At 69.2% G+C, this 25,271-nt stretch carries 28 protein-coding genes; 16 read left to right on the top strand and 12 right to left on the bottom strand.

The window, feature by feature from the left end; all coding sequences use genetic code 11:
* Positions 1-119: 119 nt before the first annotated feature.
* Positions 120-572 (top strand): SRPBCC family protein, encoded by a 453-nt coding sequence (locus J8I33_RS32135; protein ID WP_209939798.1) that lies wholly within the window; start codon positions 120-122, stop codon positions 570-572.
* On the opposite strand, the gene speD is transcribed toward J8I33_RS32135, so the two are convergent.
* From speD to J8I33_RS32110, 5 genes are read right to left on the bottom strand one after another with little or no spacing between them, the layout of a single operon-like run.
* Positions 535-951: an adenosylmethionine decarboxylase gene (gene speD, locus J8I33_RS32130; protein ID WP_209939797.1), complete on the bottom strand. Its 417-nt coding sequence runs from the start codon at positions 949-951 to the stop codon at positions 535-537. The two genes, J8I33_RS32135 and speD, sit on opposite strands and share 38 nt — an antisense overlap.
* Entirely contained in the window at positions 948-1,097 is a 150-nt protein-coding gene (locus J8I33_RS32125; RefSeq protein WP_155634559.1) for a hypothetical protein, read from the bottom strand. Before J8I33_RS32125 ends, speD begins: the two co-directional genes overlap by 4 nt.
* A complete protein-coding gene (locus tag J8I33_RS32120; protein ID WP_209939796.1) occupies positions 1,094-2,614 on the bottom strand; it encodes a DUF4178 domain-containing protein in 1,521 nt (506 codons plus the stop codon). Before J8I33_RS32120 ends, J8I33_RS32125 begins: the two co-directional genes overlap by 4 nt.
* 9 nt (positions 2,615-2,623) lie before the next feature.
* Positions 2,624-3,664: an SPFH domain-containing protein gene (locus tag J8I33_RS32115; protein WP_124595093.1), complete on the bottom strand. Its 1,041-nt coding sequence runs from the start codon at positions 3,662-3,664 to the stop codon at positions 2,624-2,626.
* Positions 3,665-3,691: 27 nt separating this feature from the next.
* Entirely contained in the window at positions 3,692-4,078 is a 387-nt protein-coding gene (locus J8I33_RS32110) for a DUF350 domain-containing protein (RefSeq protein ID WP_006480820.1), read from the bottom strand.
* A gap of 121 nt (positions 4,079-4,199) precedes the next feature.
* Here J8I33_RS32110 and J8I33_RS32105 point away from each other — a divergent pair, with 121 nt between their 5' ends.
* The 5 genes from J8I33_RS32105 to J8I33_RS32085 all read left to right on the top strand — a co-directional run bounded on the left by J8I33_RS32105 (position 4,200) and on the right by J8I33_RS32085 (position 9,307).
* The gene (locus J8I33_RS32105; RefSeq protein WP_209939795.1) at positions 4,200-5,714 is read left to right on the top strand and encodes a polyamine aminopropyltransferase; all 1,515 of its coding nucleotides are present in this window, start codon (positions 4,200-4,202) and stop codon (positions 5,712-5,714) included.
* Positions 5,714-7,333, top strand: a complete 1,620-nt coding sequence (locus J8I33_RS32100; RefSeq protein WP_209939794.1) for an NAD(P)/FAD-dependent oxidoreductase — start codon at positions 5,714-5,716, stop codon at positions 7,331-7,333. The genes J8I33_RS32105 and J8I33_RS32100 overlap by 1 nt, the downstream gene beginning before the upstream one ends.
* Positions 7,334-7,457: 124 nt before the next feature.
* Positions 7,458-8,240: an N-acetylmuramoyl-L-alanine amidase gene (locus tag J8I33_RS32095; protein WP_050014953.1), complete on the top strand. Its 783-nt coding sequence runs from the start codon at positions 7,458-7,460 to the stop codon at positions 8,238-8,240.
* A 54-nt stretch (positions 8,241-8,294) separates the two neighbouring features.
* Complete coding sequence (locus J8I33_RS32090) at positions 8,295-8,681, top strand: lysozyme inhibitor LprI family protein (RefSeq protein WP_089436841.1); 387 nt, start codon at positions 8,295-8,297, stop codon at positions 8,679-8,681.
* A gap of 98 nt (positions 8,682-8,779) precedes the next feature.
* Positions 8,780-9,307, top strand: coding sequence for a GNAT family N-acetyltransferase (locus tag J8I33_RS32085; protein WP_209939793.1), 528 nt, complete (start codon positions 8,780-8,782; stop codon positions 9,305-9,307).
* 25 nt (positions 9,308-9,332) lie between these two features.
* On the opposite strand, the gene J8I33_RS32080 is transcribed toward J8I33_RS32085, so the two are convergent.
* From J8I33_RS32080 to J8I33_RS32070, 3 genes are all read right to left on the bottom strand, one after another.
* Positions 9,333-10,679 (bottom strand): glutamine synthetase family protein, encoded by a 1,347-nt coding sequence (locus J8I33_RS32080; RefSeq protein WP_209939792.1) that lies wholly within the window; start codon positions 10,677-10,679, stop codon positions 9,333-9,335.
* 157 nt (positions 10,680-10,836) lie between these two features.
* Positions 10,837-11,394, bottom strand: coding sequence for an XRE family transcriptional regulator (locus J8I33_RS32075; protein ID WP_209939791.1), 558 nt, complete (start codon positions 11,392-11,394; stop codon positions 10,837-10,839).
* A 17-nt stretch (positions 11,395-11,411) separates the two neighbouring features.
* Positions 11,412-12,701 carry an FAD-binding oxidoreductase gene (locus tag J8I33_RS32070; RefSeq protein ID WP_050014947.1) on the bottom strand — a complete coding sequence of 430 codons (1,290 nt, stop codon included), beginning with the start codon at positions 12,699-12,701 and terminating at the stop codon, positions 11,412-11,414.
* A gap of 76 nt (positions 12,702-12,777) precedes the next feature.
* Between J8I33_RS32070 and J8I33_RS32065 the strand changes: the two genes are divergently transcribed.
* From J8I33_RS32065 to J8I33_RS32020, 10 genes are all read left to right on the top strand, one after another.
* Entirely contained in the window at positions 12,778-13,212 is a 435-nt protein-coding gene (locus tag J8I33_RS32065; RefSeq protein ID WP_209939790.1) for a hypothetical protein, read from the top strand.
* Positions 13,213-13,283: 71 nt separating this feature from the next.
* Positions 13,284-14,432: an acyl-CoA dehydrogenase family protein gene (locus J8I33_RS32060; protein ID WP_050014943.1), complete on the top strand. Its 1,149-nt coding sequence runs from the start codon at positions 13,284-13,286 to the stop codon at positions 14,430-14,432.
* Between the two features lie 36 nt (positions 14,433-14,468).
* Positions 14,469-14,873: a hotdog domain-containing protein gene (locus J8I33_RS32055; RefSeq protein ID WP_050014941.1), complete on the top strand. Its 405-nt coding sequence runs from the start codon at positions 14,469-14,471 to the stop codon at positions 14,871-14,873.
* A 17-nt stretch (positions 14,874-14,890) separates the two neighbouring features.
* Positions 14,891-15,910, top strand: a complete 1,020-nt coding sequence (locus tag J8I33_RS32050; RefSeq protein ID WP_209927497.1) for a nitronate monooxygenase family protein — start codon at positions 14,891-14,893, stop codon at positions 15,908-15,910.
* Positions 15,907-17,049, top strand: coding sequence for a prephenate dehydratase (gene pheA, locus J8I33_RS32045; protein ID WP_209939789.1), 1,143 nt, complete (start codon positions 15,907-15,909; stop codon positions 17,047-17,049). The genes J8I33_RS32050 and pheA overlap by 4 nt, the downstream gene beginning before the upstream one ends.
* A complete protein-coding gene (locus J8I33_RS32040; protein WP_050014935.1) occupies positions 17,046-17,717 on the top strand; it encodes a hypothetical protein in 672 nt (223 codons plus the stop codon). Before pheA ends, J8I33_RS32040 begins: the two co-directional genes overlap by 4 nt.
* The gene (locus J8I33_RS32035; protein ID WP_179236058.1) at positions 17,714-18,238 is read left to right on the top strand and encodes a shikimate kinase; all 525 of its coding nucleotides are present in this window, start codon (positions 17,714-17,716) and stop codon (positions 18,236-18,238) included. The genes J8I33_RS32040 and J8I33_RS32035 overlap by 4 nt, the downstream gene beginning before the upstream one ends.
* A gap of 152 nt (positions 18,239-18,390) precedes the next feature.
* A complete protein-coding gene (locus tag J8I33_RS32030) occupies positions 18,391-19,836 on the top strand; it encodes an efflux transporter outer membrane subunit (protein WP_209927493.1) in 1,446 nt (481 codons plus the stop codon).
* Positions 19,833-21,032, top strand: a complete 1,200-nt coding sequence (locus J8I33_RS32025; RefSeq protein WP_209927491.1) for an efflux RND transporter periplasmic adaptor subunit — start codon at positions 19,833-19,835, stop codon at positions 21,030-21,032. The genes J8I33_RS32030 and J8I33_RS32025 overlap by 4 nt, the downstream gene beginning before the upstream one ends.
* Before the next feature lie 2 nt (positions 21,033-21,034).
* Positions 21,035-22,573, top strand: a complete 1,539-nt coding sequence (locus J8I33_RS32020) for a DHA2 family efflux MFS transporter permease subunit (protein WP_124630671.1) — start codon at positions 21,035-21,037, stop codon at positions 22,571-22,573.
* A 223-nt stretch (positions 22,574-22,796) separates the two neighbouring features.
* Here J8I33_RS32020 and J8I33_RS32015 read toward each other — a convergent pair whose 3' ends face one another.
* From J8I33_RS32015 to J8I33_RS32000, 4 genes are read right to left on the bottom strand one after another with little or no spacing between them, the layout of a single operon-like run.
* Entirely contained in the window at positions 22,797-23,108 is a 312-nt protein-coding gene (locus J8I33_RS32015) for a DUF1330 domain-containing protein (RefSeq protein WP_050018151.1), read from the bottom strand.
* Entirely contained in the window at positions 23,105-23,455 is a 351-nt protein-coding gene (locus tag J8I33_RS32010) for a non-heme iron oxygenase ferredoxin subunit (RefSeq protein ID WP_209939788.1), read from the bottom strand. The genes J8I33_RS32015 and J8I33_RS32010 overlap by 4 nt, the downstream gene beginning before the upstream one ends.
* 14 nt (positions 23,456-23,469) lie before the next feature.
* On the bottom strand, positions 23,470-23,997 hold the full coding sequence (locus tag J8I33_RS32005) for an aromatic-ring-hydroxylating dioxygenase subunit beta (protein WP_050018150.1): 528 nt from the start codon (positions 23,995-23,997) through the stop codon (positions 23,470-23,472).
* Positions 23,998-25,257: a Rieske 2Fe-2S domain-containing protein gene (locus tag J8I33_RS32000; RefSeq protein ID WP_050018149.1), complete on the bottom strand. Its 1,260-nt coding sequence runs from the start codon at positions 25,255-25,257 to the stop codon at positions 23,998-24,000.
* Positions 25,258-25,271 lie beyond the last annotated feature (14 nt).

The raw sequence follows: 25,271 nt of genomic DNA, 5'->3' as shown, positions 1-25,271 counted from the left end.
GAAGTGCGTCAATCGATCCCATTCGAGCCCACGCTCGACTTGACGAAGTCTGACGAAACACAGGTTATTGGCGCGGTACACTCGATTGCATTCCAATCCGAACCCTGGCGCGCGCGCTCATGAGGATCTCAGTCAGCCGGACCGTCGGCGTCGATCGCCGACGCCTGTTCACGTGGTCGCAGGATTACGGCCGGCGGCTCGTGTGGGACAGCTTCCTCATCGATGCCTATCTGCTCGACGGAACGACTGCCCATGTCGGCGTCGATGCGTTCTGCCGCAGCCAGTCGGGCGCGACGATGGTGTCGCGCTACATCTCGTACCGCCCGCCGCAGGTCGCCGCCGTCGAAATGGTCGACGGGCCGAAAGTGCTCCAACGCTTCAGCGGCAGCTGGAACTTCACCGAGCGCACGCCCGGCATGACCGAAGTGAAATTCACGTACCACTTCCGCGCCCAGCCTGCCTGGCTGCGCTGGCTGCTCGAACCGCTGATCGGCGCGTTCTACCTCGTGCACACGCGCCGGCGTCTCGATTCGTTCAAGCGCTGGGCCGAAGCGGAAGCGCTGCCGCGCTGAGCGGCGCGCCGCCGCGCGCAACCTGCTGCCGTACCTGCGCCTGCGTGCCGAGCGCCGCGGCGATCGCATCGACCGCGTCGGCCGCGCGCGCCGCGCCGCACATGAATGCATCGACGGCCGCGAAACGATGCTCGGGCCACGTATGGATCGTGATGTGCGACTCCGCCAGCAACACGACACCCGTCACGCCATGCTCGCCGCCGAAATGATGGAAGTGCGCGCCGATCACGCGCGCGCCGGCCCGTTGCGCCGCGTCGGTGAGGATCGCCTCGAGTCGCGCGGCGTCGCGCAGCAGCGCCGCGTCGATGCCGGCCAGGTCGGCCAGCACGTGCGAGCCGAGCGCCGCACAGGGCGGCGCGATCCCGTCGCGCGCGGTCATTTGTGCGACCCGTACGACGAGTAGCCGCTGCGCGCCGACGAACTGCCCCACCCGCCGCCGCCCGAACCGCCGCCGCCGATCGACGCGCAACTGAACAGCGTGACGACGATCAGGCCGTAGATGCCGTAAAGGATGTACCGGATCACGCGTTGCCCCCGTCCGACGCAAAACGCGCCCACAGCCATTCCGGCAGCCACAGCACCAGCAGGCCGACCAGCACGTAGACGGAGCGTCCGGTAAACGAGAACAGCGAACCCAGGTTGAAGACCACGAGCAACGCGCTGAACATGAACGGCAGCGGCGCGAAACTGTGCGGCCCCTTCCTGCCGAACAGGCCCATCGATTCGGTGGCGCCCGCGCCCGCGGCAGCGGCGGTGGCCGTCGCCAGCGCCGGCGTGCCGAAACGCTCGGCGAGCGCGCTGCCCGTCAGCGGCCGCGCACGCGACCAGACGATCTCCGCGTCACTGCGCTCGCGCGTAAGCTTGTCCTTCTGCCAGCCGTAATCGATGATCGACGTGCGGTCGCCCGCCTGCACGCGCCAGTTGAATGCCCCGACCACGTAGACGACCTCCGATTCGTATTCCTCGCGCAAACGATAGGTCTTGCCGCCATCGGTCACGCTGGATTCGCTGCCGATCGTCGGCCAATGGTCGAGCACTTGCACGCGCTCCCAGCGCCCTTCGCTTTGCACCAGCCACAGGAAGCCGCGCTTCGGGTTCAGCAGCAGGTATTCGTCCCAGGTCTCGGCGTCGCCCGGCACGCGGCAGCGCATCATCCCGATCACCGTGTACTTCACACCGTCGAACGTGCCGATCGCGCCGAGTTCGAGCGCGCCCTTCACCGATTCCAGCTTGCGCTGCGCCGCGAACACGGTCTGCTGCTCGGCCGTGCACTGCACGCCCGCATGGCAGCTGCCGCACACGACGTAGTCGGCCACGTTCGGCGCATAGGACAGTGGCGCACCGCAGCTCGGGCACGCGAACGACACCATCTCCGCGCCGCGTTTCTCGCGCGTATCGTTTTCGGTATCGCGCAAGCCCGTGAACCCGAGCGCATCGAATTCCAGCGCCTCGCCGGAATAAACGACCGGGATGCCGCCGTTCGATTCGGCGTCGGAATAGTCGTAGGTCGCGAATGCATTGCCGGTGCGCAGGTCGACGACGCGCGCTTCCCACCCGGCATCGACGCGGAACGGCAGCTCGCCGTCGCCGCCCGTGCAGCGTGCGGTACGCACGTCGGACACCAGATACGCGCGGCCGCCGTGGTCGATCCGCATGCCCGGCTCGAGCGTGCCGAATGCGGGCCACGCGGCGCCTGCCGCATCGTCGGGTTCGCGCACCGTGATCGCGTACTGGCCCGACGCATCCGACAGCCAGCCGAACGCGCCGTCGTCGAACACGACGTACCATTCGCTCCACGCGCCGGCATCGTAGGTCATCTGGATGCGCCCGAGCACCGTGAACGCGCGCGTGCCGTAGCGCCCGGCCGTGCCGATCTGGATCGGCGATGCATCGTCGAGCACCGTGGCCAGTTCGCCGACGCGCTCGACGTCGGCGCCGCGCTTGAGCAGCGTGCTGCGGCAGAACGCGCAGACGGCCATCACCGCCGCGGCCGAGCGAAACTCGACCGGCGCGCCGCATTGGGGGCACGAGGTACGGAACATGCGCGACGCTTACCGCGTGAGCTTCGCGAGGATCTCGGCCTTCGCGCGCGAATAGTCGTCTTCGGTCACGAGGCCCTTGTCGAGCAGCGCCTTCAACTGCTCGAGCCGCTGCACGTAATCGGTGCCCTCGGCCGCTCCCGCGGCGATCGGCGCCGCGACGGGCACGGGCGGCGCAGCCTGCGCCGGTTGTGCGGCGCCCGCGATCTGGCCGGCCATCGCCTGCCCGATTGCCGCCCCGGCGGCCAGCCCCGCGCCGACCCCGGCGATGCCGCCCGGGTTTTGCGCGGCGAGCGGAATCGCCTGCGCGGTCTGGTATTGCGTGGCGCGCGCGAGATCGCCGGCCATCCCCGCTCCGATCCGCAGGTCGAGCGCCTTTTGCAGCTCGGCCGGCAGCGACACGCTCTCGACCGCGAACGCGTCGAGCGCAAGCCCGTAGCGCGTGAATACCGGCACCAGCGCGTCGGCCACACGCTGCGACAGCAGCGACTGGTTCGCGGCCATGTCGACGAACGGCACGTCGGCCGAGCCGAACGTCGTGCTCATCGCGGTGACGACCAGGTTGCGCAGTTGCTGCTCGAGATCGTCGACCGTATAGGCCGCGCGCGTGCCGCTGACCTCGCGATGGAATGCGGCCGCATCGACGATCCGGTACGAGTAGATGCCGAACGCGCGCAGTTGCACGAAGCCGAATTCGCGATCGCGGATCGTCACCGGCTGCGCGGTGCCCCAACGCCGGCCCAGCTGCAGCCGCGTGCTGAAGAAGTAGACGTCCGACTTGAAAGGCGACTGAAAGAATTTATCCCAGTTCTTCAGGTTCGTGAGCACCGGCAGCGTGCGCGTTTCCAGCGTATAGAGCCCAGGCTGGAACACGTCGGCGACCTTACCCTCGTTGACGAAGATCGCGACCTGCGTTTCGCGCACGGTCAGCTTGCCGCCGTACTGGATTTCCTGGTCTTCCATCGGATAGCGCCAGGCCAGTACGCCGTCGGTGTCTTCCGTCCATTGCAGGACGTCGATGAACTGCTTGCGGATGAATGAACCCAGACTCATGTCGGTCTCCTCGAAACGCGTGGCGCGTCAGGTCAGGCAGGCGGCATTGATAATGCCGACGACGAGCGACGCGGTGCCCATCAGGCCGCCCATCGCGACGTTGCGATCCTCGATCGCATGATTCATGCCGGGCATCACGCGCGTCAGCACCGCATAGGTGATCAGTTGCACGATCATCGCGCCGACGGCCCAGATCACGACTTCGCCGAGCGTGGAATTGTGCGCGATGCTGGACGCGAGCGTCAGGCAGAAACCGATCAGCGCGCCGCCGAACGACAGCGTCGCGGCCGCGTTGCCGTCGCGGATCAGCGCGAGTTCGTCGAACGGGGTGACCTTCAGGTACACTGCCGCGAACACAAGAAGCAGCACGAACGCCGACAGTAAATGAACCGCATAAAGATAGGCACTATTCATTCTTTTCCTCGGATTTTGTGCTCGGTTCGCCGCCCCGTCGCCGGTCGGCCCGCACGGGGCCGCCAGACGAAAATCCGCGCCAGTATATCCACATTGCCGAACACTGCACAACGGATGCGCGATGCTGCATAAGCGTGCGCTCGTCCTGTCGATTCTCGTGCTCGCGTCGTGCGGGCTCGGCTACGAACTGATCAGCAGCGCGCTGTCGAGCTACCTGCTCGGCGATTCGATCCTGCAGTTCTCGTCGGTGATCGGCTGCTACCTGTTCGCGATGGGGATCGGCTCGTGGCTCGCGAAGTTCGTCGAGGACGACGACGTGCTCGACCGCTTCGTCGACATCGAGCTGCTCGTCGGCCTGCTCGGCGGCGTATCGGCCGCGCTGCTGTTCGTCGTGTTCGCCTGGCTCGCCGCACCGTTTCGCGCGGCGCTTTACGCACTGGTGCTCGCGCTCGGCCTGCTGATCGGGATGGAGATTCCGCTCGTGATGCGCGCGTTCCAGCAGCGCCGCCAGGCGTTCCGCCATACCGTCAGCGAGGTGCTGACCTTCGACTATCTCGGCTCGCTCGCCGTGTCGCTGATCTTCCCGCTCGTGCTCGCGCCGCGTCTCGGCCTGCTGCGCACGAGCTTCCTGTTCGGCCTCCTGAACGCATTCGTCGCGTTGTGGACGACGCACCTGTTCCGCGACGAAATCCGCAACGTGCGCGGCAAGCTGATGCGCGCGTCGCTCGTGATCGGGCTGCTGATCGCCGGGTTCGCGCTGTCGGAGCGCATCACGCACTGGGCCGAGCACGGCGTATACGGTGACGAGACGATCTATTCGGAAACGACGCCGTACCAGCGCATCGTGCTCACGCAGTGGCACGACGACATGCGGCTGTACCTGAACGGCAACCTGCAATTCTCATCGCGCGACGAACACCGCTATCACGAAGCGCTGATCCATCCGGCCATCGAAGCGCTGCCGTGGGCGAAGCGCGTGCTCGTGCTGGGCGGCGGCGACGGCCTCGCGGTGCGCGAACTGCTCAAGCACCGCCATCTCGAACGGATCACGCTCGTCGATCTCGATCCCGCGATGACGAAGCTGTTCTCGACGTCTGCGCCGCTCGTCAAGCTGAACCAGGGCGCGCTGAAGGACCCGCGCGTGCAGGTGATCAACGACGACGCGGTGCGCTGGCTCGAAGCGAGCGCCGACGCGTACGACGCGATCGTCGTCGACTTCCCCGACCCGACCAACTTCGGGCTCGGCCGGCTGTATTCGGTGCCGGTGTTCCGGCTGCTCGCGCGCCACCTGTCGGAGAACGGCTACACGGTGATCCAGTCGACGTCGCCGTATTTCGCGCCGCATGCGTACTGGACCATCATCGCGACGCTGCGCGAAGCCGGGTTCAACACGTGGCCGTACCACTGCTACGTGCCGTCGTTCGGCGACTGGGGCTTCGTGATCGCCGGCAAGCGCCGCGATTTCACGGTGCCGACGCACTACTCGGTGCCGACCCGCTGGCTCGATCCGCAAACGGCCGCCGAGATGTTCCACTTTCCGGCCGACATGCCGGCGCTGCCGATGTCGCCGAACGAACTCAACGACCAGCCGCTCGTGCGCCGCTTCGACGACGACTGGAAGCACGTACTGCGCTGATGAATCGCCGCACGTTCCTCGTCGCGTCGGCGGCCGCGTCGCTCGCCGCCTGCGGCCGCACCGGCTGGATCGAGACGACGCCGCGCGTCGACTACCCCGGCATGCGCGAAGGCCATGCGCTGCGCGACCATGCCACGCTGCCGCCGCCGTCCGGCACGATCGACACGGATGTCGCGATTCTCGGCGCCGGCGCGGCCGGGCTGTCGTGCGCATGGCAGCTCGCGCGCGCGGGCCATACGCGCTTCACGGTGCTCGCCGGGCCCGAATTCGGCGGCAACGCGGCCGGCGGGCGCTTCGGCACGCTCGGCTATCCGAAGGGCGCGCACTACCTGCCGCTGCCGTCGCTCGAATCCGTGCATCTGCGCGACATGCTCGCCGATCTCGGCGTGATCGAATCCGCGCCGTTCTCCGCGCGCCCCGTGTACGACGAGCGTGCCCTCGTCCACGCACCCGACGAACGGCTGTTCATCGGCGGGCAGTGGCAGGACGGCATCGTGCCGACCGCCGGCCTCGACGCCGACGCACTCGCGCAGCAGGCGCGCTTCTTCGCGTACACGGACGGGCTGCGCACCGCGCGCGGCGCCGACGGCCGCAAGGTGTTCTGCATCCCGATCGCGGAATCGTCGCGCGACCCGCGCTGGCGCGCACTCGACCGGCGCTCGTTTCGCCAGTGGCTGCGCGACGAGGGCTACACCGCGAAGGCGCTGCACTGGTATCTGGACTATTGCTGCCGCGACGACTACGGCGCCGGTTACGAGCACGTCTCCGCGTGGGCCGGACTGCACTATTTCTCGTCGCGCGGCGGCCATGCGGGCGACGCGGGCGACGGCGCGGTGCTGACCTGGCCCGACGGGCTGCACACGATGGTGACGAAGCTGGGCGATTCGATCGCCGCGCGCACCGGCTCGAACGCATGGTCGCGGGACGGCTTCGCGGTGCGCGCGACCGAACGTGCGGGCGGCGTCGACGTGCTGTGCGCCCGCGTCGGCCACGACGGCATGCTGTCGACGTTCATGCTGAAGGCGCGCCGGGTCGTATCCGCGATGCCGCTGTTCGTCGCGGCGCGCGTGTTTCCGCAGCTCGCCGCGTACGGCTTCGAACCCGCGCGCGACCTGCCGCCGCGCGCGCCGTGGCTCGTGTCCAACTTCCTGCTCGACGGCATGCCGGCCGAGGAAGCCGGCGTGCCGCTCGCGTGGGACAACGTCGTCTACGGCGGCGCGGGGCTCGGCTATGTCGTGTCGACGCACCAGTTGATCCGGATGTCGCCGCCGACGCGCTCCGTCTTCTCCGCCTATCAGGCATTGAGCACGCAAACGCCGGACGAGACGCGCCGCTGGCTCGCGCAGGCGAAACCCGACGCGTTGCGCGAGCAGGCGGCAGTCGACCTGCAGGCCGTGTACGGACGCGAGCTGTGGAAGCACGCGAGCGCGCTCGAGATCACCGTGCGCGGCCATGCGATGGCTACACCCGACGTCGGCTTCCTGAGCCGGCCGGGGCTGCTCGCGCTGCGCGATGCCGACGGCCCCGTCGTGTTCGCGCATGCCGACCTGTCCGGGCTGTCGCTGTTCGAGGAAGCGTCGTACTGGGGCATGCTGGCGGCCCGGCGCGTGCTGGCCTGACAACCGCCGTTCGTCATTGCGGCGTCGCCGCCACCCGCTATAATCGCGCGACATTCCGACTGCATAGAGCAGGCCGACGGTGGCGCGCCGTTCGACGCGCCGACCGCCCTTCTCGACAACAACAATGACGAACCGAACCTTCCGACGCCTTCGCCCGCTGGTGCGCGCCGCCGCGCGCGTGCTCGCGTGCGCCCCGCTGCTCGGCGCACCGCTGGCGCTGCACGCGGCCGATGCCGCCGTTGTCCGCGGCGCTTCCGGGACCTCCGTAACCGAGCCCGCGAGCGGGCGCTACATCGTCGTCGACACCGGCCATACGCCCGCGCGTCCGGGCTCCACCGGCGCGAGCGGCCGCGTCGAATACCTGTACAACCTCGACCTGTCCGGCGCGGTCGCCGACACGCTCGCCGCGCACGGCGACCGCGTGCTGCGCACGTCGGCGGACGGCCGCGAGATCGCGCTCGATCGGCGCTCGACGCAGGCGCCCGACGCGAACCTGTTCGTGTCGATCCATCACGACTCGATGCAGCAGCAGTTCATCGACGCGGGCCGGCAGCGCGAATTCCGCGGCTTCTCGGTGTTCGTGTCGGAACGCAATCCGCACTATGCGGAAAGCCTGCGTTGCGCGAAGGCGATCGCCGAGCGGCTGGTCGCGGCCGGCGAACGGCCGTCGCTGTATCACGCGCAGCCGATCAAGGGCGAGAACCGCCCGCTGATCGACCCGCCACTCGGCATCCATCGCTTCGACGATCTCGTCGTGCTGCGCACCGCGCCGGTTCCGGCCGTGCTCGTCGAAGCCGGCGTGATCGTCAATCCGGACGAGGAAGCGCGGCTCGCGCGGCGCGAGACGATCCAACGCCTGTCCGCCGCGATCGCGGGCGGCATCGACGCGTGTACGACACCCCGATAAACGACGGTATCGCCCGTCGGATTCACCGGTTTTCACCCCGTCAGGAGACTCACCATGAAGAAGAATCTGCTCGCATCCTGTGCGCTGCTCGCGCTTGCCGTTCCGTTCACCGCGCACGCGGCCGGCTGCGGGAAGCCGCGCAGCGCGTTCGACCAGGTGTATTGCACGAGCACGCAGTTCTCGCAGTCCGACCGAGATCTCAACGACGAATACGGCCGGCTGCGCAAGCAACTGAGCGGCGATCAGCAGGCGACGCTGAAGGCCGGCCAGCTCGCGTGGCTGAAACAACGCGACGCGCAGTGCAGCGAGACCCGCGGCAGCAGCTACCTCGTCGATATCCAGTGCGCGAACGACATGACGCAGTCGCGGCTGTCGTTCCTGCGCGAACGTGAGCGCGAATGCTCGAGCACCGGGTGCGTGACGTCGAAGCTCGGGGAGTAAGGGCGTCGAGCATGCCATGTCGCGAAGCCGCTTCGCGGCATGACGCGCTCGAAACGAAGGGCAATGCGGCATACGGCAACCGATCACACGGCGCACGCATGACACCGAACACGACGATCGACATCCGCGCGGCTACCTCCGCCGATGCATTGGCCATCGCCGACATCCACGTCGCGTCGTGGCAAGCCACTTACACGGACATCATGCCGGCCTCGTTCCTCGCCGCCGGCCTGTCGGTCGAAAAACGCACGGCCGCGTGGCGCCACGCACTCGACGCAGGACGGCCGCGCGTCGCGCTCGCGTTCACAAACCACGCACCGGCCGGCTGGATCGCGTACGGCCCGACGCGCGACGCCGACAAGGACCGAGCGTGGGGCGAAATCGAAGCGATCTATCTGCACCCGTCGCATTGCGGGGAAGGGATCGGCGCGCGGCTGGTCGATCATGCATGCCGATCGCTGCATGACGCGGGCCATGCGTGGGTGTCGCTGTGGGTACTGGTCAAAAATGGTCGTGCAAGAGCGTTCTACGAACGCGAAGGTTTCGTCGCCGAACGCGACGTCAAGACGTTCGAGATCGACGGTACGCCGATCGAGGAAGTGCGCTACTGGCGCGCACTCCCGTAGCCGGCTGCGTCGACGCGCGCGGCCATCACAGAAACCACCGATACTCCCGCGCGCCGATTTCGTTGCGAAAATCCAGTTCCTCCTGCCGCTTGTTCTCGCAATACACCATCACGAACTCGCTGCCGAGCCCTTCGCGCACGGCCGGATGATCCTGCATCGCGGCGACCGCCGACAGCATCTCCTGCGGAAAATCGATGCCGCTGCCGCGATCGTCGTTGAGCGGCGCGATCGGCTCGAGCCGCGCATCGAGCCCGTGCTCCATCCCGCTCAGGATCGCCGCCAGCACGAGGTACGGGTTCGCATCCGCGCTCGCGAGCCGGTGCTCGATCCGCAGGTTGCGTGCGTCCGATTCCGGAATCCGGATGCACGCGTCGCGATCCTCGAAGCCCCAGCTCGCGCGGCTCGCCGCGTTCACCATCGACCCGTAGCGCCGGAACGCATTGTGGTTCGGCGCAAACACCGGCATGCAGTGCGGCAGCAGCGCGAGGCAGCCGGCCACCGCATGCCGCAACGGCCGCTGCCCATCCGTCGCAAGCAGGTTGCGCCCCGCGTCGTCGTACAGGCTCACGTGCACGTGCATCCCGCTGCCCGGCGCATGCAGGTACGGCTTGCCCATGAAGCTCGCGCGATAGCCATGCCGCAACGCGACGCCGCGCGTGCTGCGACAGAACAGCGCCGACCAGTCGGCCGCGCGCAGCGCGTCGTCGGTATGCCCGAAATTGATCTCGAACTGGCCGGGCCCGAGCTCGGCGGTGATCACCGTCGCATCGACGCCCTGTTCGCACGCGGCGTCGACCATCTCGTGCAGCACGTCGGAGAAGCGCGACAGGCGCTCGATATGCATGTTCGGCTGATCGTCGCGGTCATCGCTCAGGCGATCGCGCGGATACTGCGGCATGCCTTGCTCGAGCTGCGCGGCGAACAGGTAGAACTCGAGCTCGAATGCGACGACCGGCCGGATGCCGCGCGCCGTGAACCGCCGCAGCACGCGCGCGAGCACCTCGCGCGGCTCGAATTCGATCGGCGAATCGGTGCCGTCGGAGCTGATCAGCATCTGCGCGAGCGGCTGCCGTTCCCAGCGCACGGGCTTCAGCGTGCCGGGGATCAGGCGGCGCGGCGCATCGGGATCGCCGTCGTTGAAGCAGTAATCGCCGATCTTGTAGAGGCCGCCCTGCGTGCCGAGCAGGATGCAGTTCTGCGGCAGCTTCAGCAGCGAACCCGCCGCGACTTTTTCGAGCGCGTCGATCGGATAGCGCTTGCCGTAGAAATGCCCGGGCAGGTCGAGGCAGATCAGGTCGACATAACGGATCTCGGGGTGCGCCTGCCGGAACGCGCGGACTTCACTGACCAGCGCGGGAACGACGTCAGCCATGTCTCATCCTTTCCATGTCTTGTAGGGCGGCGCCGCAACGCGGCGAACCGGATTCATGCGGCGCACGGCGCAACGCACGCGGCAAATCACTCAGTAATGCAAACAGACTGCACGGTGCGGAAGCCTCCGACGTCGCCCGCCCCGCCGACCACTCAACTCAGGTGAATACCCAGATCACGCGCGTCGGCGCATCGGTCAGATTTGCATACCGGAAGCGCTTGCGCGCGGGAAGCTGAAACGCATCGTTCGGGCCGAGCGTGACGGGCGTGTCGTCGCCGTCTAGCCAGATCGTCAGTTCTCCTTCGAGCACGAAGCCGCCCTGCTCGTCGCTGTCGTCGACCGGCCGCTCGCCGCTGCTCGCGCCCGGCCCGAGATGGCTTTCGAGGATCGAGAAGCGCGAACGCATGTTCGGCGACACGAGGATGTCGGTAACGCCGTCCGCGTAATACACGGTGCGCCGCTCGCCGGGCCGCGTGACCCACGGCACGCTGCGCGGTTTGCTGAGGCTGTAGAAATACGTGGTCGGCACGCCGAGCGCCTCGCCGATCGCGGTGAGATCCGCGACCGTCGGACGCGACAGCCCGCGCTCGACCTGCGACAGAAAGCCGACCGAGCGGCCGATCCGTTCGGCGAGATCGTTCAGCGTGACCTTGCGATGCTTGCGCAGGTCGCGGATCAGGATCGCCAGACTTTCTATCTCTTCCTGTTCGTTCATGATGGATTCCGGTGCAATCAAACGGTATCGCGCAGGCGGTACCAGGCCTTGCCGATCGCCTCCAGCGGCGCGGCCAGCCGGTCGCCGCCGGGAAAGCGCGGGTTGCGGATGCGCTGGTACTGCGCGAGCAGGTGTGCGTCGCCGAGCACGGCGTCGGCCACCGCGCGCGCACCGGCGAGCGTCGGCAGCACGCCGTGCCCCGAAAAGCCCTGCAGCCAGAAGCGCTGCCCGTGGCGACCGATGTCCGGCGTGCGACGCATGCTGATGTCGATGTGACCGCCCCACGCGTAGTCGAGCGGCACGCCGGCCAGTTGCGGAAACACGCGTTCGAGATGCGGGCGCGTCGCCGCCGCGATATCGGCCGGAATGCCGCCGAGATACGTGCAGCCGCCGCCGAACAGCAGCCGGTTGTCGGGGCTCAGGCGGAAATAGTCGGGCACGAACTGGTTGTCGATCACGCAGCTGTTGCGCGGCAGCAGCGCACGCGCGACGTCGGGGGCGAGCGGCGCCGTTGCCACCTGGTACGTGCCGACCGGCAGCAGCCGGCGCGCGAGGTCGCGATCGAGCCGGTCGACGTACGCATTGCACGCGAGCACCAGCACGTCCGCCCGCACTTCGCCGTGCGCCGTGCGCGCGACGTGGCCGCCGGCCGTCTCGCGGCAGTCGAGCACGCGGCTCTGTTCGAAGATGCGGCCGCCCGCGCACTCGATCGTCTGCGCGAGGCCGAGCGCGAGCTTCAGCGGGTTCAGGTGGCCGGCCTCGGGATCGTGGAGCGCGGCGAGATAGCGCGTGCCGCCGATCCATTCGGGCATCTCGTCACGGCCGATCACACGCAGCCGGTCGTAGCCCCACCGCTCGGCGGCCTCGTCGCGCGCCTGCGCCAGCATCGCGACGCGCCGCGGCCGCACCGCGGCCCACAGGCTGCCGGGCCGGTAGTCGATGTCGAAACCATGCCGGGCCGGCAGTTCGCGCACCTCGGCCGCCGCCCAGCGCATGCTGTCCCACAGCAGCCGCGCGCCGTCGCGGCCGAGCGCATCCTCGAGCGGCTGCATGTCGCACGACCAGCCGAGCAGCGCCTGTCCGCCGTTGCGGCCCGATGCGGCCCATGCGACGCGGCTCGCTTCGAGCATCACGACGCGCTTGCCGGCAAGCGCGAGCCGCAGCGCCGTATGCAGCCCGCTGAAGCCCGCGCCGACGACCAGCACGTCGGCATCGATGCGTTCGTCCAGCGCCGGCCGATGCGGGATCGGCGTCGGGTAGGTGCCGGCGTAATAGCTTGCGACGTGACGGTCGGACTGCATGAACATGCGGATTTCCGTGAAAATTACGCCGGTAAATTTCATGAAAAACTAGCATGACAATTTCACGGAAGCAAGGCCGGGCATGATTTCACCGATCGTCGGCGCGACGGGGTCGGGCCTTTCGGATCGTCTGACGGTTTATTTGTCGCGCGCTCCACCGACGCCTGCCCGCCGCCCGGCAGGTGTGACGGCAACGAAACGAGCATCGGGAATTCGACACGAACGCATTCCCCGCCGTCCTAATGATATGGACTGCGAATTCAATCGAATCGACCTGGACGACGAAGCATTGGCAATCCCACCGCGTGTCGCCCCACCACCGACACGCGATCGTCTTCCGTCATCGAAGCGCCGCGATACCGCCGACGACGACACGGCTGGACTGCCATCGCTCGCGCCGATGCGCGCGACGGGCATCACGATCACGTCCGCGTCCGGCAATCGCGCTCCGCCGCCCATCACAACCCCGCTTGCACTCGAATCATCCGCCGCCGCACGCCGCATCGAAGTGCAATAACTGACAGTTTCTCGTCCCGGGCCTTTTCATTAGATTGGCGACACGATCCATGCAAAGTCTCGCGCCCCGACATGACTCTCACCGCCTGCGAAGCACAGCACACGACGACCGCCGCATACCGGGACATCGCCGAACGCCATGCGCGGTCCGCCCCTTGCGGCGCCTTCCATCGCGATGCATGGGATGCCTTGTCCGACGCGGGACTGTGGCGCGTGCCGGTCCCGCGCGAACTCGGCGGCGCGGGCGGCACGTGGCACGACTTCGTCGATGCGTTCGAAGCGGTCGCCGCGGCGCTGCGCTCCGTCGGCTTCGCGATGGCGCTCGCGAATCAGGCGACGCTGATTCGCGCGCTCGTCGCATACGGTTCCGACGCGCAGCGCACGCGGCATCTGCCGTCGCTGCTGTCCGGCGCCATCGGCGCCACGGCGATCTCCGAGAAAGGGACCGGCACCGAAGTGCGCGCGCTCGAAACGTGCCTCGTTCGCGACGGCGACCACTACCGGCTCGACGGCCACAAGTACAACATCAGCCACGCGCCCGAAGCGCGCCTGATGATGATCGTCGCGACCCTGACCGGCGACGGCAAGCCGGCCACCGCGCTGGTGCTGATCGATCCCGAACGCGCGGGCGTGCAGCGCAGCGCCCCGCAGGCGACGTTCGGCGTCGCGGATCTTCCGATCGGCGACGTCGCGCTGTCCGGCGTGCGCGTCGATGCCGACGAACTGCTCGGCACGCCCGGCGACGGGCTGCGCCTGCTGATGGACATCGCGTCGATGAATCGCGCGCTGTTCGGCCTGCTGTGCGCGAACGTCACCCAGCCGTTTCTCGCCGACGCGCTCGCGCACGTCAGCGCCCGCAAAACGCTCGGCGTCGCGCTGGACGCGCATCAACACGTGCAGCGCCGGCTGGTCGACGTCCAGGTCGGCATCGAACGCACCCGCTGGACGGCACGCGCGGCGCTCGACCTGCTCGTCGCGCAGCGTCCCGAGGCGCTCGCGAACTGTTCGATCGCGAAGCTCGCGGGCGCGCGCGATCTCGCGCAGGCCGCGCTGCACCTGCTCGCGATTCACGGCAGCGACGGCTACCGGCGCGGGCCGCTCGCCACCTTCGTCGCCGACGCGCTCGCGATGGGCTCGGCCGGCGGCACCGAGGAAATGCATTACCGCAACATCTTCAGCCAGATGCAACGACGCGCGGCCGCCACGGCGCGCGCGGCGTGACCGCACACCCTTCCCTCACCCGTTCAGGAGTTGCCCTTGACTATCCAGACTGGCCTGCGTGCCCGCGCCACCCACCGCGTCGACACGATTTCGCTCGCCGATCAATGGGGCGGCGAAGCGCACGCGCTCGCGAGCCCGATCATGATCATCTTCATCGAACAGACCTGCATGCAGGCGACCGACCATCTGCTGCCGGCCGGGCAGATGACGGTCGGCTACAACTTCGAGATCAAGCATCTCGCACCGACGCCGCCCGAATGGGAAGTGACGGTCGATGCCGAACTGATCGAGGTCGACGGTCGCATGATGACGTACCGGGTCGAGGTGCGCGACGCGGTGGGCGTCGTCGGCGAAGGCGTGCATACGCGCTGCGCCGTGAGCCGCGACGGCTTCCACCGCCGCCTGGAAGAGCGGCGCGACAGCGCGGCGCTCGCCCGCTAACGAGCCGGAGCCCGACCATGATTCCGCTTCCGCTGCAGGGTCTCCGGCTGCCGGTGATTGCGTCTCCGATGCTGATCGCGAGCTATCCCGAGATGGTGCTCGCCCAGTGCAGGAGCGGGATCGTCGGCGCATTTCCGGCGCTCAACGCGCGGCTCAGCGCGCAGCTCGGCGACTGGATCGACACGATCGACGGCACGCTGCGCGCGTACCGGGACGCCCATCCCGATGCGCCGGTCGGCCCGTACGCGGTCAACCATATCTGCCATCCGTCGAATCCGCGCGTCGAACAGGACCTGCGCATCTGCATCGACCGACGCGTGCCGCTGATGATCACGAGCCTGCGCGCACCGTCGCGCGACGTCGTCGATGCGATCCATGCGTACGGCGGGATCGTGCTGCACGACGTCACGACGGTGCGACATGCGCAGAAGGCGCTGGAAGCCGGCGTCGACGGCCTCGTCCTCGTCGCGGCGGGGGCGGGCGGCCACGCCGGCACGCTGTCGCCGTTCGCGCTGGTCACGGAAGTGCGGCGCTTCTACGACGGCTTCATCGCGCTGTCCGGTGCGATCGCGACGGGCGACGCGATCGCCGCCGCGCGCGCGCTCGGCGCCGATTTCGCGTACATCGGAACGCGCTTCCTGGCGTCGCACGAAGCCAACGTGGTGCAGCGCTACAAGGACACGATCGTCGAAGCCAGCGCGGCCGACATCATCTACACCGACGCGTTCACCGGCGTCCACGGCAACTACCTGCGCCAGAGCATCGAGGCGGCCGGGCTCGACGCGCGGCGACTCGCCCGGGTCGACGGCGCGCAGCTCGATTTCTCGCCGGACGGCGGCGCGAAGCAGTGGCGCGACATCTGGGGGGCCGGCCAGGGCGTCGGCGCGATGGACGCGGTGCTCAGCGTCGCCGAAATCGTCGAACGGCTCGCGGTCGAATACGCGCGCGCCGTCGCCCGCATGCAGCCGGGCGCGGCGACGCACGTCGCCCCGCACCGGCCGGCCGTTTCCGCGACTTCACGGACCGATACGCGATGACGCCGACCGAACTTGCCGCCCCGTCGTCCGTCGACGATGCGATCGCACGCCGCCGCGCGCAGATCGACGTGATCGACGACCAGCTTCTCGAGCTGATCGGCCAGCGCATCGCTCACGCAACCGAGATCGGTCATCTCAAGCGGAATGCGGGGCTCGCGGTGCGGCAGCCCGCCCGCGAAGCGTCGATCGTCGCCGAGCTGTGCGCGCGCGCGCCGTGGGGGCTACGCGACCGCGACCTGCGCGCCATCTGGCAGACGCTGTTCAGCGCGAGCCGTGACGCGCAATCGCTGCCGTCCGTCGCGTTCCTCGGCCCGTCGGGCACCTACACCGAAACCGCGATGCTGCGTCACTTCGGCGAATTCGCCCGCGGGCAGGCGCACGAAACGATCGACGCCGTATTCGACGCGCTCGCGCGCGGCGACGCGGAATGCGCGGTCGTGCCGGTCGAGAATTCGTCCGAAGGCACCGTGACCCGCACGCTCGACCTGCTGATCGCGCAAGCGGCGCCCGTCACCGGCGAGATCGAACTGCCGGTCGCGCACTGCCTGCTGAGCGCCAGCGGCTCGCTCACCGGCGTCGACAGCGTGGTCGGCCATCCGCAGGCGCTCGCGCAATGCCGCGCGTGGCTCGACGCGCACGCGCCCGGCCTGCGCCGCATCCCGGTGTCCAGCAACGCGGTGGCCGCGCGCGAGGCCGCGCACCTGTATGACTGCGCGGCGATCGCCGGCGAACCCGCGGCCGCGCTTTACGGACTGCGAATCGTCGCCAGCGCGATCCAGGATCACCCGGACAACCGCACGCGCTTCGTGATCGTCGGCGGCCAGACGCCGGCGCCGACCGGCTACGACCGCACGAGCATCGTGCTGCGGCCGACCGATGCGCCCGACGCGCTGGCGCGCGTGTTCGACGCGCTCGCCCACCACCGCGCGCCGCTGCTCTGGGTCGACGTGCGCCCGGCACGGGACGCCGGCCATGCATATCGGTACTGCATCGACTTCGGCGGGCATCCGCTCGATCCGAACGTGCGCGCGGCGCTCGACGAGATTGCGTTCGCCGCTTCCGAGCTGCGCGTGCTCGGCGCCTATCCGCGTGCCGCGGGCGGTACCGACCGGCACGCCGACGGCCCCGCCGCATCATGACGACGGCGCCCGCTTCGTCCCGCGTCGCGGCCCGGCTGCTCGCGATTCGCGACGGTCGCGACGATCGCCTGCTCGTGCTGTGCGGCATCGCCGCGGCGGACTGCCTGCCGCTTGCCGCCGGACGATGGCTGCGCGCGCTGCGCGCCGAATACGACGACGAACTGGAGCTGCTGCCGTTCGTGCGCGGCACGCCCGACGCCGCCGGCATCGCGTGCCTGCTGCGGCGCTGCGAGCGTCTGCGGCTGCCGGCGGTGGCGATCGGCGACACCGCGGCGACCGCCTATGGCCGCTGGCGCGCGTGCCTGCCCGCGGCGCCGCTGACCTGGCGGGTGCTCGAAACGTCCGCTGCACGGGCCGCGACGCCGCTGCCCGGCGGTCTGCTGGCGCGCTGGCCGGTACGCGCGGCCGAGCCGGTCGACTGGCCGCGCTCGCGCCGCGTCATTGCGGATCTCGGCGCTGCGTCGCCGGCGCTTGGCGCGCGCATCGGCGCGCTCGCCGACGCACTGTGCGACGGCACGCTCGTAGTCGCCGGCATTGCGCTGGACACGGCCGCCGGCGCGCCGCACACCTTCATCACCGATGCGCTGGACCCGCTCGCGAACTACGTCCGGATGCAGCGCATCGCCGCCGTGACGCGCCGCGCGCCGTCGCTGCGGAGCCGCCTGTGAACCCGCGCCCGCAGGCCGGCCCGACGCGCATCGCGCTCGTCGGCATGCCCGGCGCCGGCAAGACGACGATCGGCAGCGCACTGGCCCGCGCGCTCGCGTTGCCGTTCGTCGACGCCGACCGCGAACTCGAACGCCGCTTCGGCGCGCCCGTCGCCGTGCAATTCCATGCGGGCGACTTCCGCGCACGCGAAGCCGACGTGATCGACGCGCTGACGCGCGGGCCGGCGCTCGTGCTCGCGACCGGCGGCGGCGCCGTGCTGCGCGACGACACGCGCGCGCGGCTCGGCCAGCGCTGTTTCGTGATCCATCTCGCGACCGATCTCGACACCCTATGGCACCGCACGCGCGGCGACGCGTCCCGCCCGCTGCTGAACGTCGCCGACCCGCGCGCGGCGCTCGCCGCGCTGCACGACGCGCGCGAATCGCTGTACCGCGCCTGCGCGCACTGCCGCATCGACACCTCGGGCCAGTCCGTCGCACAAACGCTCGCGGCAGCGCTCGACGCACTCGCCATCGCGTAACCCGCGCGCCCCTGTCTGCCCCCTTCCGCTGTTTCGACGATGCCGTCCGGTGCGGCCGACTGCCATTTCTACCAGTTGCCGATCGTCAAATAATATCTAAAGATATATTTTTAGATACAAATCGTTTGCCTTCACGCGACAGGAAACCGACCATGCCCCTCCTCATCGACCGCGCGCGCGGCGCCCGCCGCCTGGTTCCCGCGCTCGCCGCGCTCGCGATCGCCGGCTGCGCGCCGTTCGGCCCGCAACGCCCGGCGGCCCGGATCACGCCCGTCGAGCAGCTCGATGCGGGCGCCGCGATCGGCGCGGCCAGCGCCGGCTCGCCGACGGTCGCCGAACGCTGGTGGACCGCGTTCGGCGATGCACAGCTGGATCGCCTCGTCGACGATGCGCTGGCCGGCGCACCGACGCTGCAGGCGCAGCGCGAACGGGTCGCGCAGGCGCTGGCCGACGCCGACGTCGAAAATGCCGCGCTGCTGCCGCAGCTCGGCGCGACGGCGAGCGCGGTGCCGACGCGCCTGCCCGGCAGCTACCGGACGCCGCCGCCCGCGGCCGGGCACTGGCAGGTCGACGCGCAGGCGCTGCTCGGCGCGTCGTGGGATCTCGACATCGCCGGCCGGCAGCACGCGCTGGCGCGCGCCGCCGCACTGCGCGCGGACCAGCAGCGCGCGCTCGAACGCGCGGCCGCCGTGTCGTTGCAGGCGGCGATCGTCGAAACGTATCTGCAACTCGCGCTCGAACAGCGACTGCTCGCGATCGCGCGCGATACGCTGCAGCAGCACAGCTATCTGCTGCGCCTCACGTCGCAACGCGCGGACGCCGGCCTCGACATGCAGGTCGCCGTGCTCAGGGCGAGCGAACCGATTCCGCACGCGCAGGCCGACATCGACACGCATGCGGCCGCGTCGGCCCGGCTGCGCCACCGGCTCGCCGCGCTCGTCGGCCGGGGGCCCGGTTACGCCGATGCGCTGACGCCCGCCGCGCCGCCGGCCGCGGCGCTGTCGATGCCGGCCGTCCTGCCCGCGGCGCTGATCGGCCGCCGGCCCGACGTCCTGGCCGCGCGCTACCGGGTCGAAGCCGAAGCGGCGAACATCGACGCGGCGCGCGCCGCGTTCTATCCGGACGTCAACCTGCTGGCCTTCGCCGGCGTGCAGAGCTTCGGCTTCCGCGCGCTGTTCCACGGCAACAGCGGCACGCTCGGCGCGGGCCCCGCGATCACGCTGCCGATTTTCGAGGGCGGGCGCCTGCGTGCCGGCCTGCGCGCGCAAACCGCCGCGTACAACGCGGCCGTCGCGACGTACGACGACACGGTCGTCAACGCGCTCGCGCAGGTCAGCGACACCCTCGTCCAGATCGACACGCTCGGCCGGCAGCGCGCGCTTCAGCGCGAGGCGCTGTCGCGCGCGCAACAGGCCTACACCATCGAAACGCAGCGCTACCGGAAAGGCATTTCCGGCTATCTCGACGTCCTGCTCGCCGAAGGCCGGCTGCTCGACGACCGCGCATCGGTCGCCCGCGCGGACGCGTCGTTCGCGATCGAACATGCCCGCCTGATCGCCGCGCTCGGCGGCGCCACTTCCACTGGAGTCACCCAATGAACCGTCCCGAATCCCCCGCCGCCGAGCCCGCGCTGCAACGCGCGCGCCGGCGCTACTTCCGCTGGTTCTTCATCGCGCTCGCCGGCGCGGCCGGCCTCGCCGCCGTCGCGTGGGCCACCACCCGAGGCACCGAGACGACCGACGACGCGTACGTCTCCGGCGACGTCGTGCAGATCTCGCCTCAGATCGGCGGCACCGTCGACGCCGTGCGCGTGCAGAACGCCGACTGGGTCCGTCCCGGCGATCTGCTGTTCAGCGTCGACAAGACCGACGCCCGGCTCGCGCTGGACGAAGCGGTCGCGCAACTCGCGCATGCGGTGCGCCAATACCGCACCGCGCATGCGGACGCGGTGCGCGACGAAGCGCAGATCCGGGTGCGGCGCACCGAATGGGCGAAGGCGAACGACGACCTGCAGCGCCGCCTGAGCCTCGCGCAAGACGGCGGCGTGTCGCGCGAGGACCTGCGCCATGCGCGGGATGCGATGGACGGCGCGGCCGCCGCGCTGAACGCGCAGCAGGCCGCCTACGACGCGACGCTCGCGCGCACCGACGGCACGTCGATCGACACGAATCCGCTCGTGCGCGCGGCGGCCGCCCGGGTCCGCAGCGCGGCGCTCGCGCTGCGCCGCACCGAAATACACGCGCCGCTCGGCGGGCTCGTCACGCGCCGGGTCGTGCAGGTCGGCCAGCACGTGTCGCCCGGCACGCCGTCGATGGCGCTCGTGCCGCTCGATCACGTGTGGGTCGAGGCCAACTTCAAGGAGTCGCAACTGCGCGGCATGCGCGCCGGGCAGCCGGTCGAGCTGTTCTCGGACCTGTACGGCAGCGACGTGGTGTTCCACGGGCGCGTCGTCGGGCTCGAAGCCGGCACCGGCGCCGCGTTCGCGGCCGTGCCCGCGCAGAACGCGACCGGCAACTGGATCAAGGTCGTCCAGCGCGTGCCGGTCCGGATCGCGCTCGATCCCGCCGAGCTGCGCGCGCACCCGCTGCGTATCGGCCTGTCGATGACGGCATCGGTACCGGTCGATCACGGCCCCGGCACCGCGTCGGCGTCGCCGCCCGCCCGTCCGCCCGAAGCGCGCCGGTCGATCGATGCCACGTCGATCTATCGCGACGACGACGAAGCGGGCGACGCGCTCGTCACCGAGACGATTCGCGCGAACAGCGGCGCACGCCCGCTCGCACCGGGAGCCTGACGATGCGCTTCTTCACCCGGAACGCGGCGCCGAAACTGCCGCTGGAACCGCTCGCCGGCATGCCGCTGGCGCTCGTCGCGATCGCGGTCAGCGTCGCGAATTTCATGCAGACGCTCGACCTGACGATCGCGAACGTCGCCGTCCCGACCATCGCGGGCGATCTCGGCGTCGCCCCGGACATGGGCACGTGGATGCTGACCTCGTTCGCGACGCCGCTCGCGATCACGCTGCCGCTCACCGGCTGGCTCACGCAGCGCTTCGGCCAGGTGCGGCTGTTCCGCGTGTCGGTGCTGCTGTTCGTGCTGACGTCGGTCCTGTGCGGGATGGCGCCGAACTTCGAGTCGCTGCTGCTGTTTCGCGCGCTTCAGGGCGCCGCGTCGGGCCCGATCACCGCGCTGTCGCAGGCGCTGCTGATGGCGGTGTTCCCGTCGACGCGCCGCCACGTCGCGCTGGCCGTGTGGCAGACCACGACGTTCGTTGCACCGGTGCTCGGGCCGATCGCCGGCGGCTGGATCACCGACAACCTGAGCTGGCCGTACATCTTCTACGTGAACGTGCCGCCGGGCCTGCTCGTGCTGGGTGTACTCGCGCGGCTGCTGAAGGGACGCGACAACGCGACGCGGCGGCTGCCGGTCGACGTCGTCGGGCTGCTGCTGCTCACCGCCGCATTCGGTTCGTTCCAGTTGCTGCTCGATCGCGGTCAGAACCTCGACTGGTTCGCCTCCGACGAAATTCGCATGCTGGCGGTCGTGAGCATCGTGTCGTTCGTCGCGCTGATCCTCTGGGAATTGACCGACGACCATCCGATCGTCGACCTGCGGCTGTTCGCGGACCGCAACTTCACGACGAGCACGCTCGCGATCACGGTCGGCTTCGGGCTCTACTTCGGCGCGCTGGTGCTCGTGCCGCTGTGGCTGCAGACCCAGCAGGGCTACACGGCCACCTGGGCCGGCATCGCCACCGCACCGCTCGGCGTCGCGGGGATCGTGATCGCGCCGCTGCTCGGCCGCTTCCAGGGCCGCACCGACCCGCGCCTGCTCGCGACCGTCGCGCTCGTCGGCTGGGGCGCCGCGTCGTTCTGGCGCATGCATTTCAACAGCGACGTGACCCTCGGCGACATCGCCGCCAATTCGCTGCTGATGGGTGCCGCCACCGCGTTCTTCATCACGCCGCTCGTGTCGCTGTCGCTCGCCGGGCTGGCCCGCGAGCGGCTGCCCGCGGCATCCGGGCTGCAGAACGCGCTGCGCCGGATCGGCACCAGCGTCGCGACCTCGGTCGCGCCGACTTACTTCGAGCGTCGTTCCCGCGTGCACAACACCTATCTCGTCGACCACATCACGCCGTACGATTTCGCGTCGGGCGACTGGTTCGCGCGGCTCGATCACGCGGGGCTGTCGCCGTCCGGCGCGCTCGCGTCGGTCTCGCATGCGATCGACGTCGAAGCGCACATGCTCGCGCTGAACGATTTCTCGTTCGGCTGCCTGCTGCTGTTCGGCGCGACGCTGCTGGCGGTCTGGTCGATCCGCTATCGTCATGCGTGACGTCGTGAGGGGAAACCGCCGGAAGCCGTGTCGGCCGGCGGAGCGATCGACCGGGTAACCGGGCGGCGGGCGACAGGCGGCGGAAGTCTCTGCCGGATCGCATCGCCGCCTCACCGATGAATCGACTGCGCGGGGCCGCGTTCGGCGGCGCCCCGAATGAAAAAGGGGGCTCCGCGCCGAACGACATGGCGCGGAGCCCCTTCTACTTCTACTTCTACTTCGCTTAACGCGGATCGCCGGGCGCCGGCACGTAGCCGTCGGCCAGGATGCCGATCGTCCGCGCGGCCGGCTCGCGCAGGCGCTTGGCCGCCTGATAGCCCTCCGACCGATACCACTCGCGGGCGCGCTCCGCCGACTCGAATTCGAGCACGACGACGCGCTTCGGCGCCCAGTCTCCTTCCAGCGTCTCGACTTCGGCGCCGCGCACCAGGAAGCGCCCGCCGTACGCGGCCACCGTCGGCGCGCCGAGCCGGCGGTAGGCCTGGTACGCGTCGACGTCGTGCACGTCGATATCGAACACCACGTACGCGCTCATGATCGCGCCTCCGCCGGCGTCGCCGCATCGGCCTGTGCGAGCTGCACGAACACGCGGCCGTTCTCGATCTTCACCGGATAGGTGTGCACGCACGTCGTCAGCGGTGCGCACAGCGCCATGCCGGTCCGCACGCTGAAGCGCCCCTGATGCAACGGGCATTCGATCTCGTCGTCGAGCAGGAAGCCGTCGCTCAATCGCGCGTCGCCATGCGTGCACTGGTTCTCGGTCGCGAAGATCTCGTCGCCGACCGCATACAGCGCGATGTCGCGGCCGCCCACCCAGACGCCGAGTATTCCGTCGGCGCGCACCGCTTCCGGCGCGACTGCATCGATCCATTCCGTAGTCACTTTCGGCACCTCGTTCAGATCGGATAAATCAGCGAGTTCGGAATCATCTCGCTGTCGTACACGCAGATGCGCGACTCGAAACGCAGCCCGTGCGGCGTACGCACGATCCGGTCCAGGTAGCGCCCGGTGTTGTACACGTCGCTCATCTGCTCGGTCTTCGTGCGCAGCACCGCGTAGTTCGTCTCCGCCTCGATCACCGCGTCGTCGAGATACGTGATGAACGGCAGCCCGATCACGTGGCGCTGGTAGTACGGATCGAAGAACAGCGTCTCCTTGATCCCGTAGACGCGATCCTTCAGCATGCCCTTGCTCTCGAAGTCCATCACCGCGAGGGGCAGGTTGCGCTCGTGGTTCTCGCGCGGCACCACCGTGTACCGGCATTGCTCGATGAAGAATTCCGGCCACGCGTCCCAGTCGCCGCCGTCGAGCACGGCCGCATATCTCGCATTGAGCTGGACGAGCGAATAGAAATCCTCGAAGTTCGCGCCGCCCGCGTGCGGCTCGGCGGACGGTCGGTCCGTTCGTGTCGTGATCGTGCTCATTCAGGCCTCCATCACTTGGCGCCAGTACTGGTACATGCCGCGCACCAGCGTTTCGCTGACCATATGTTCGGTCTGCTCGTCGATCTGCCGGCCGCCGAGCTCGTTGTAGACGTTGCCGTGCTGGATCTGCTCGAAGCTCTGCTGCACGCATTCGATGACCTCGCCGTCGTCCGCCGACACGAAGCCGGCCGGCCCGAACAGATTGGCCTGACGCAGACGGCGCCGCGTCATCTCTTCCGTGTCGGTCTCGAAACCGAAATGCGTCCACACGTAGTCGAACACGCCCGGGCCGATCGGCCGGATGCGACGCGTCGACAACGCATTGACCTGCTGCTGGATGATGACGCTCGGCATCAGCGTGAGCATCACGACGGTCGGATCGCCCCACCACGGTTCGTGCACGACGTCGAGGAAGCGGTCGTCGTGCAGCGTCATGCGCTCCTTGAAGCTCGTCACGTTGTGGGTCACCTCGCCGCCGCCGCCGCCGCTGCGGATCGACACCATCGCGCCATGCCGATGATGCGCATCGGTCACGAGCCGGGCGGGATTGTCCGCGCGCCACAGGCCGAAGTTGACGAACCAGGTATGCAGCAGCCCCGCGTGATACGGATCCTTGATGTTCTCGACCATCAGCTTCCAGTTGCTCGGCACGCGCTGCCGCGTGTAGCCGAGCACGGTCAGCTTCGGGCCGTGGAACAGACGATCGTAGTAAGGCAGGATGCGCGGGCCGAGGAAGTCCTCGAACGATTCGACGTTCTCGTCGAACGACGCGAACACGGCGCCGCCGCGCGTCGACACGCGCAGGCGCCGCAGCGCATGCTTGCCCGGCTCGAAATCCGCCGGCATGCCGCCGTTGATCGTGCCGCCCTGACGCACGCCGCGCCGGAACGGCACGCCGATCAGGTTGCCTTTCAGGTCGTAGTTCCACTGGTGATACGGGCAGTGGAAATCCTTCGCCTTCCCCGAGCGCTCGCGGCAGAACTGCATGCCGCGGTGCGCGCACGCGTTTTCGAAGACGACGATCTCGCCGTCCTCCGTGCGCGTCATCACGACGGATCGCTCGCCGACTTCCGTGCGCTGGAAATCGCCGGGAGACGGCACTTCGGCTTCGAGGCCGATGTAGCACCAGTGATTCGCATAGAACAGGCGCTCGAGTTCCCGCTGGTACAGCGCTTCACTCGTATACGCCTCGTAGGGTGTGCGGCTGGCGCCGTCGCCTTTCCAGTCGAGCGCGCGGGCGATGTCGATGGGTGAGTTCAAGAGAGCTCCTTTCA

It is taken from the genome of Burkholderia sp. AcTa6-5 (assembly GCF_017815075.1).
Taxonomy (GTDB): domain Bacteria; phylum Pseudomonadota; class Gammaproteobacteria; order Burkholderiales; family Burkholderiaceae; genus Burkholderia; species Burkholderia sola.
Note: the sequence above shows the minus strand (reverse complement) of the source record. Positions and strands in the feature narration are given on the sequence as shown.

Excerpts from the sequence above, each read along its gene's own strand:
- J8I33_RS32040 (WP_050014935.1), top strand. The coding sequence starts at position 17,046 with ATGACGACGGCGCCCGCTTCGTCCCGCGTCGCGGCCCGGCTGCTCGCG.
- J8I33_RS32020 (WP_124630671.1), top strand. The coding sequence starts at position 21,035 with ATGCGCTTCTTCACCCGGAACGCGGCGCCGAAACTGCCGCTGGAACCG.
- J8I33_RS32060 (WP_050014943.1), top strand. The coding sequence starts at position 13,284 with ATGACTCTCACCGCCTGCGAAGCACAGCACACGACGACCGCCGCATAC.
- J8I33_RS32090 (WP_089436841.1), top strand. The coding sequence starts at position 8,295 with ATGAAGAAGAATCTGCTCGCATCCTGTGCGCTGCTCGCGCTTGCCGTT.
- J8I33_RS32080 (WP_209939792.1), bottom strand. The coding sequence starts at position 10,679 with ATGGCTGACGTCGTTCCCGCGCTGGTCAGTGAAGTCCGCGCGTTCCGG.
- J8I33_RS32075 (WP_209939791.1), bottom strand. The coding sequence starts at position 11,394 with ATGAACGAACAGGAAGAGATAGAAAGTCTGGCGATCCTGATCCGCGAC.
- J8I33_RS32030 (WP_209927493.1), top strand. The coding sequence starts at position 18,391 with ATGCCCCTCCTCATCGACCGCGCGCGCGGCGCCCGCCGCCTGGTTCCC.
- J8I33_RS32120 (WP_209939796.1), bottom strand. The coding sequence starts at position 2,614 with ATGTTCCGTACCTCGTGCCCCCAATGCGGCGCGCCGGTCGAGTTTCGC.
- J8I33_RS32015 (WP_050018151.1), bottom strand. The coding sequence starts at position 23,108 with ATGAGCGCGTACGTGGTGTTCGATATCGACGTGCACGACGTCGACGCG.
- J8I33_RS32085 (WP_209939793.1), top strand. The coding sequence starts at position 8,780 with ATGACACCGAACACGACGATCGACATCCGCGCGGCTACCTCCGCCGAT.
- J8I33_RS32100 (WP_209939794.1), top strand. The coding sequence starts at position 5,714 with ATGAATCGCCGCACGTTCCTCGTCGCGTCGGCGGCCGCGTCGCTCGCC.
- pheA (WP_209939789.1), top strand. The coding sequence starts at position 15,907 with ATGACGCCGACCGAACTTGCCGCCCCGTCGTCCGTCGACGATGCGATC.
- J8I33_RS32050 (WP_209927497.1), top strand. The coding sequence starts at position 14,891 with ATGATTCCGCTTCCGCTGCAGGGTCTCCGGCTGCCGGTGATTGCGTCT.
- J8I33_RS32105 (WP_209939795.1), top strand. The coding sequence starts at position 4,200 with ATGCTGCATAAGCGTGCGCTCGTCCTGTCGATTCTCGTGCTCGCGTCG.
- J8I33_RS32110 (WP_006480820.1), bottom strand. The coding sequence starts at position 4,078 with ATGAATAGTGCCTATCTTTATGCGGTTCATTTACTGTCGGCGTTCGTG.
- J8I33_RS32070 (WP_050014947.1), bottom strand. The coding sequence starts at position 12,701 with ATGTTCATGCAGTCCGACCGTCACGTCGCAAGCTATTACGCCGGCACC.
- J8I33_RS32005 (WP_050018150.1), bottom strand. The coding sequence starts at position 23,997 with ATGAGCACGATCACGACACGAACGGACCGACCGTCCGCCGAGCCGCAC.
- speD (WP_209939797.1), bottom strand. The coding sequence starts at position 951 with ATGACCGCGCGCGACGGGATCGCGCCGCCCTGTGCGGCGCTCGGCTCG.
- J8I33_RS32065 (WP_209939790.1), top strand. The coding sequence starts at position 12,778 with ATGATTTCACCGATCGTCGGCGCGACGGGGTCGGGCCTTTCGGATCGT.
- J8I33_RS32095 (WP_050014953.1), top strand. The coding sequence starts at position 7,458 with ATGACGAACCGAACCTTCCGACGCCTTCGCCCGCTGGTGCGCGCCGCC.
- J8I33_RS32115 (WP_124595093.1), bottom strand. The coding sequence starts at position 3,664 with ATGAGTCTGGGTTCATTCATCCGCAAGCAGTTCATCGACGTCCTGCAA.
- J8I33_RS32025 (WP_209927491.1), top strand. The coding sequence starts at position 19,833 with ATGAACCGTCCCGAATCCCCCGCCGCCGAGCCCGCGCTGCAACGCGCG.
- J8I33_RS32135 (WP_209939798.1), top strand. The coding sequence starts at position 120 with ATGAGGATCTCAGTCAGCCGGACCGTCGGCGTCGATCGCCGACGCCTG.